The following is a 6,230-nucleotide window of genomic DNA, read 5'->3' as shown; positions in this document are numbered from 1 at the left end:
GTTTTGGTCAGGGTGCCGAAACCGGTGATCCGGTTCGAATCGCCATCCAGAATAGCCTCTTCGCGGTTATCAATACGGCCGAGATCGAACGCGGCGGCTCCTGTTCCACCCAGCACCAGATGGCTGTTGGCCAGATCCAGCGCGGCATCATTCATATCCGCGTAACTGCCATTGAATACCAGTGCCTGCGTGGCCCCTTCAAGGGCATAGCCAGATTGCAGCTCTAACGTGGCTGATTTTTGAATGTTATCAAGCCGATGGATGCCAATTGCGGTGCCGCCGCCGCCGTGCACCAGGCCGCCCACGGTGACATAGGTGTCTGCGGTATTGGTGTCGATATTAATCCCGTAGCCCTGCTGCGAAACCAGTGCGCCCCGGGTGGTTAAATCAATGGTCGATGTGTCGTTGTCCACGCCGGTAACCGAGTTATGGAGGTAAATAGCATCGTATTCACTGGCAATATTATTGACGTCAACGTTGACCAGAGTGCTGCCGTCAGTGGCCAGTGCATGAAGGGTAATACCCTCCCCGTCACTGGCGTTAATCTGGCCCGTCACGGTGAGATCGGTGGTTGAATCCCCCTCATTCGCCGCGGTGTATATCTCTATACTACTGCCCACGGCGGTGATGTCATTTAAATTGATGACAGTGGTGGCCTTCCCCTGATTGGAGGTAGTATTGATAATGGCTCCTTGTCCATGTTCAGAGAGGAGATGCCCACTCGCAGTAATGTCAGAAAAGGCAGCGCCTAAATAGCTATAGTTGCTAACACTGAGCGATTGGCTGCCGGAATTAATATTATTCGCATTGATTATTATGGTGGAGTTACCTTCAGAAGTTCCCCCCATCATTAAAATTCCGGTACCATATTCGTTAACAATATCGCCTGAAATATCAAGGTCAAACCGCATATCGCCATTGACGGTATTCGCACTCAAACTAAGCGCTTCGTAGTAAGAATAGATGTTATTTAACTTGATAGATGCACCGCTGTCGCCCCCTTCCACATAGGAATTGAACACGAAACCCGCCCCTGAAGTAGACGTAATATCCCCCGTCAACAGGATATCGGTTATCACTGAGCTATTACGGCTATCATTGCTGATATAAAGGCCAGCATATTCACCCGTGATATGGTTCGCCCGAAGCCTAAAGCTTGAAGGACCATCATAAGCACTATTATAAAAAGTGGCAGCTTGGCTATTGGCTGAACTGATATCGCCATCGATATTGATATCGGTTATCACTGCCCCTGAATAATTAGTATTATAAACATTCAAGCCATCGAGTTCTGTACGGATATTTTTTGAGTTGAAACTAATTATGCTGGTCTCTCCATTGCCCGTGTTGTTAATAGAGGCACCCGAATACTCAACGTTAATATCGTTGGCGATGTTGATATTAGTGGTGACTATTCCACTGCGTGAATCATTGTAGCTTTGGAGACCCATAGAACCAGACAGAGCATCGAGATTCAATGTGAACGCAGAATTACCCTCAGCCGATGAATGGATTGAAAGGGCAGCAGAGCCATTTAGGTTACCGGATAACGTGCCTGAGAGATCTATCTGTATAGTCGCATCAGCGCCACTGCGGTTGTTAATGTTGATACCGTTACCAATAGAACTGTTGGACTGAATGTTAATGGACGTCGATTGCCCAGTCATCGAGGTATCATTCTGGATATACAAAGAATCGGTACCGGTGGTATCAAGCGCAGACCTGTTGGTATCAAGGTAGCTGATGGCACCAGAACCAATTAACGAGAGCGCAGGTTCCGCCCCTCCAGGCTCTGTTATGCCAAAACCTGGCCGGGTCTCAACGGCAATATCCGTGCCATTCAAGATGATCCCGGCGTTATTTTCACCTTCGCAAACATAGGTTCCCACCCCGGAGCTACTGCACGTCGCCCGTGCGGTTTGTGGCAAGGTAAGGGTGGAGAACGCAACAATAATCGCCAATGTAATGGGATTAATCGCGGCTGCAGGAACACGGCTGAAGAGGTGTTGATGCCCAGCGTCCGGTTGCGCGGGTGAGGTAGAAATAAGCTCTCTGAATTGTATATGCATAAATTTACTCTATTAATTGTCTGTATTTATCGCAGACATGACATATCGCTGGGGATTGCTGAAATTGCATAATTCAGACATAAATAGAGTCCAGAAGGAGAAATATTCCCTCTAACATTATCTCAATATCATCAGCAAACATGGGGGTGGAATACGCTCTATCGATTGTTGAGTCACTAAAGTGAAGTGACCATTTATTATAGGGTTGATAGTAATAGAAATAGAAAAAACAAGAGTTAAGACTCATCCTGTTATTTGTAGGAAAATTCCTATTCCATAAAATTCAATCAAATGGATATGTTTTCTTGTCAAGAAAATAATGAATGATACTGTTAGTCATTATCTTTTCGGCAAGATGAGATCAATATAAAAGTAAGACTCGCTGACAGGTTAACGATAGTGCTACTCAACCGAGCCAGCAGGCCAAACAGGTACCTGGTAGCCCTGATTAACAGCTTCAATCAGGGGCCAGTAGGGATATCAGGCAATTCAACGCGTTTTCAGCTATCCTATACTAGCTACGCGAAACGGATCTTGGCTAATTCCCACCGTTGATTGAATAAAGAATAACCACCCCGCTGACGCCAGACCGTAGAAGCCCACATTTGGGGTGCAGTCCAATTAGAGGCTTAAATTTACGGGTAATATTATTTACTCTTCAAGATACCGACCACCTATCTTGTAAGTATCCCACCAAAACGGCCCATTCATTTTTAGAGATCTTCCGACATACTGATTATGTTACCGGAGGAGATTGTAAGCACCGCCCGTTTTATCAAAACCGAATCCAGCACCGACGAGGCCGCTGTTACGTTCAGCGGCAAGATCAATAATATGGTTAGAGTCCATCATTACGGTTTGCGGGATAAAGTCACAAAGAACGGGCCAACAGTGAAATACGAACGCCGCCAGTTGTTAGGCTTCACTGACGGCGATAGTGAGTGGATTGGGGATCTGGCGTTGGAGTGGCTTGCTAAGTAATTATTATCTATAAGTAATTTATTTTTTTATTATATAAAAAATCATTTTCGTAATTACATATGAAAGAATAAAAGCGAGGATGCCCATTTCATAAAATAGTGCTATTAGAATATTCGTGTTCAGAAAATTAAAATAACTGATAGCGTCACCGAACTGGTCGCTTGACAACACAAAAACCAGCACTTCTGGAATAGCCAAGAACAATACAACAAATAAAACAAGAAAAGTCCCAAATTTAGCCAGTCGCATCGTAAAACTCCATTGTAGTATTTAAAATCCATAATTATTACGTATAGTACACAATTATTAACAATCAATGGAGTGCTGTTTAATGAATAATTCCGTTTCTTTAAAAGAAAAAATAAATGCAGACAGGGTATTATCACTATCACTAGATCGCGGGATAAAAGGAACCATAAAATCTGTAAAAGGAACAATTGAGAGTGTATACAGTGGTGCTGAAAGAGTCAGTTGGTATACATCCTGTTTCTTTTAAAAGTATGCAAGCGAATGCCAAGAGATAAAATCGGAAGACAAAAGAGTAATGAAGGCAATATCAGAAATATATAAAAGATCTGATGTTATCTATGACATGATAAAACTTTATATCGATTATGTTCTTGAAAAGAATACACCCCGTGAAAATATGCGCAGCACTACTTATTATTCCTCTAAATTAGGTGCGAAGCTTTCAGTTACAACAGCCACTAAGAAGGCAATGGCTGACTCTATAGCTAAAACAGTATCTGAATCAATATCTATGTCCAATATAGTGAGAACAGAAATAAACAGAAAAGGTTTATTTTTAATCACGAGTATCGATTTATATGGTAAGGTTCAAAAATCCGCAATGGCAGCAAGAAGATTGCAAATAATTGAACCGGGATACTATAATTCATTGCGCGCCAATAACATAGAGATGTTATACATATATATCGGCCCTATCATTTCCAAGGCATCCAGAAGAATACATTCAAATTCAACATTTGATGAAGTTGTGAATATACTTAATGATATGGGTCGATAGTGAAGAATATATTCTTCAACATATTATTCTCAACAGTTCCATTTATTGTTTTGTTTTCGGTATTTTATTTAGAGTTTTTTCCTAATCATTTTGGCAAACTAACATTACTAACAATAGTAATTGTATTTTTTGTGTCATGTAAAATAATGCCTGATAAATATATTTGAAGTAAAATCTATGAGGTAGCTGTTTTACAGCTACCATTTGAAAACTCCATACAATAACCCGCTATTATTTTCTTATTCTCGCCTTAGATCTCTTGTGCCATCCCTCATACAAAACCCATCACATGCCGCGCGCGCCCGTAGGCGGCACACTGGCCGCATGAATATCCTTATTGCTGGCCTTAAACGCCTGTTGGCTATAAGGCGTAGTACCCTCGGTTAAATCTAAAAACCACTGACCACGCTATAATTCAAAGCGGGTTTTCACCGCCTGAGCGACCGCCTCCGGAGAGTCAATCAGGAAAGATCACCCTGACCGAATGTGTAATCGCCGCTCTCGTCCTCTCTGCGGTACCTCATATCGGCCCCCCGGTATCGCCGCCACCCGTTTGCACACTGCTGTGCTTGTGAGATTTGACACTGATGCCACCAGCCGTGACATCATTAGTGACGGTAATCGGCCCAAGCATATTTGCACTGCCGCCACTCTCGCCCATGCCCTGGCTAAGGGTGCCGTTTATTGTCACCGCCCCATTTAGTACAATAGTTGGCGAAGTGATTTCGGTACCGCCCTGCGCATTCGCTATCAGCTTGCCGGATGTCTGCACGGTGACGGTGTGGTCTGTGGGGTCAATTTCAACATATGCCCCGCTATCATCACTGCGGAACTACGCGGCGCTGCTGCTGATACCGCTGATTTTCTTTGCCTGTGACTGGAGGCCAATGATCGCGAACGCATCAGATAAATCATGCTGACGGGAGTCTACTGGTTCCTGAACACCGCCGTTCTGCCACCAGAAATCTATGCAGCGATCGGAGAATATCAGCAGGCACTCGTCTCCAGCTTTGACCGGGAATGTCAGTGTGCACCCACCGCCGCGTGGAAAATTACAGGGACGTCTACCAAGAGAGGTAAGTCTGCTGATTCACTATCTCCAGACATTCCAGAATCATTACCTTTGATGGCGAGTAAAACGGTGCAGGTTACGGCGTCAGCATCGAATGATTGAATAATCCCTGGCATAGCAACTCTTAGCTGGGTAGCGATAGAATCAGCAATTGCTTGCGCAGCTTGCTGTTCACCACCGATTTGGGATTGAGTAGGGATTGGCATAAAAACTCCATAAAAAAACCCGCCAGGAAGCGGGTTTGGTTGATCGTTACAGTGGTTAAGTTCTAATTTGTGAGCCTCTTCAGCTCTTGCGCTACAGCATGCACATCATGAATTCCCTGCGCCGCTTCTACCACAAAGTCAGCGAAACCCTCTGTCGGAATTATGGGTGCACCATTCATATCCAGAAATACCATTGCTGATGCAACAGAAGTTCTTTTATTTGCATCATTGAAGCCATGCCCTCGAGCTATTGAAAGCAACAGCGACGCGGCCAGCACAAACAAATCACTTTCACCTTGGTATGCATGAAGGTTTTCAACGCGGGCCACCATTCCTTCAACAAGACCAATATCTCTGTATCCTGCCAGCCCACCATAAGACTCTAACTGACTGTCGTGGATGGCTATGACCTGCTCAACAGATAAGAAAAAAATCATTTATCTGCAAGTTCCTTGAACAAGGCCTGATTCTTTGGCTTGCCCATCACCCGAGCAAGAGACGCATCAAATTTAGCCTGCTGTAACTCTGCAAACTGCTCAGCAGTGATGACCACCATATCAGGAGCTGAACGGCGGGTAATCCTCACGGGCTGATTAACGGCGGTATCTAGTACGCTGGAAAATTTCTGACGAGCATCGGAAAAGGTCAGGGTGATCATCGGGGGGCTCCTTGGACTGTTTCAAATTACTATCAATTTAATTGTACAACTAAGTTGATAGTAAAACCAGATCAAGCCGATATAAGATCGTTAAAAAGCACAATTGAGTGTACTATTTAACCTTCACGCAGTCATAAGTCGCATACTGGCGCAGCGCATCCATGCTGGCTTGTAGCCATTGCGCGTTATTGTTTTACAGCGATGATTACGCGTGACG

The 6,230-nt window shown here is 44.3% G+C and carries 6 protein-coding genes and 2 pseudogenes; 2 read left to right on the top strand and 6 right to left on the bottom strand.

Features of this window, described 5'->3' with window-relative positions:
- Nucleotides 1-2,069: beta strand repeat-containing protein (locus AC971_RS20990; protein ID WP_414826411.1), on the bottom strand; the 2,069-nt coding region annotated here is incomplete at its 3' end.
- A 738-nt stretch (nt 2,070-2,807) separates the two neighbouring features.
- Here AC971_RS20990 and AC971_RS21020 point away from each other — a divergent pair.
- Complete coding sequence (locus AC971_RS21020) at nt 2,808-3,050, top strand: phage virion morphogenesis protein (protein ID WP_082160208.1); 243 nt, start codon at nt 2,808-2,810, stop codon at nt 3,048-3,050.
- A 544-nt stretch (nt 3,051-3,594) separates the two neighbouring features.
- Nucleotides 3,595-4,077, top strand: coding sequence for a hypothetical protein (locus AC971_RS21010; protein ID WP_231573049.1), 483 nt, complete (start codon nt 3,595-3,597; stop codon nt 4,075-4,077).
- Nucleotides 4,078-4,488: 411 nt separating this feature from the next.
- Here AC971_RS21010 and AC971_RS25395 read toward each other — a convergent pair.
- The 5 genes and pseudogenes from AC971_RS25395 to AC971_RS20995 all read right to left on the bottom strand — a co-directional run.
- Nucleotides 4,489-4,601 (bottom strand): annotated as a pseudogene (locus AC971_RS25395) (hypothetical protein); the annotation flags it as partial.
- Entirely contained in the window at nt 4,598-4,849 is a 252-nt protein-coding gene (locus tag AC971_RS25865; protein ID WP_404282627.1) for a hypothetical protein, read from the bottom strand. The pseudogene AC971_RS25395 and the gene AC971_RS25865, both read right to left, overlap by 4 nt.
- A gap of 60 nt (nt 4,850-4,909) precedes the next feature.
- Nucleotides 4,910-5,265: pseudogene (locus AC971_RS25860) on the bottom strand (Gp138 family membrane-puncturing spike protein).
- A gap of 152 nt (nt 5,266-5,417) precedes the next feature.
- A complete protein-coding gene (locus tag AC971_RS21000) occupies nt 5,418-5,792 on the bottom strand; it encodes a type II toxin-antitoxin system death-on-curing family toxin (RefSeq protein WP_025383660.1) in 375 nt (124 codons plus the stop codon).
- Entirely contained in the window at nt 5,789-6,013 is a 225-nt protein-coding gene (locus AC971_RS20995; RefSeq protein ID WP_025383659.1) for a type II toxin-antitoxin system Phd/YefM family antitoxin, read from the bottom strand. Before AC971_RS20995 ends, AC971_RS21000 begins: the two co-directional genes overlap by 4 nt.
- Nucleotides 6,014-6,230: the final 217 nt, after the last annotated feature.

This window comes from Yersinia similis (assembly GCF_001053095.1).
Lineage (GTDB): Bacteria > Pseudomonadota > Gammaproteobacteria > Enterobacterales > Enterobacteriaceae > Yersinia > Yersinia similis.
The sequence above is the reverse complement of the archived record's forward strand: the minus strand, read 5'-3'. Positions and strand labels throughout refer to the sequence as shown.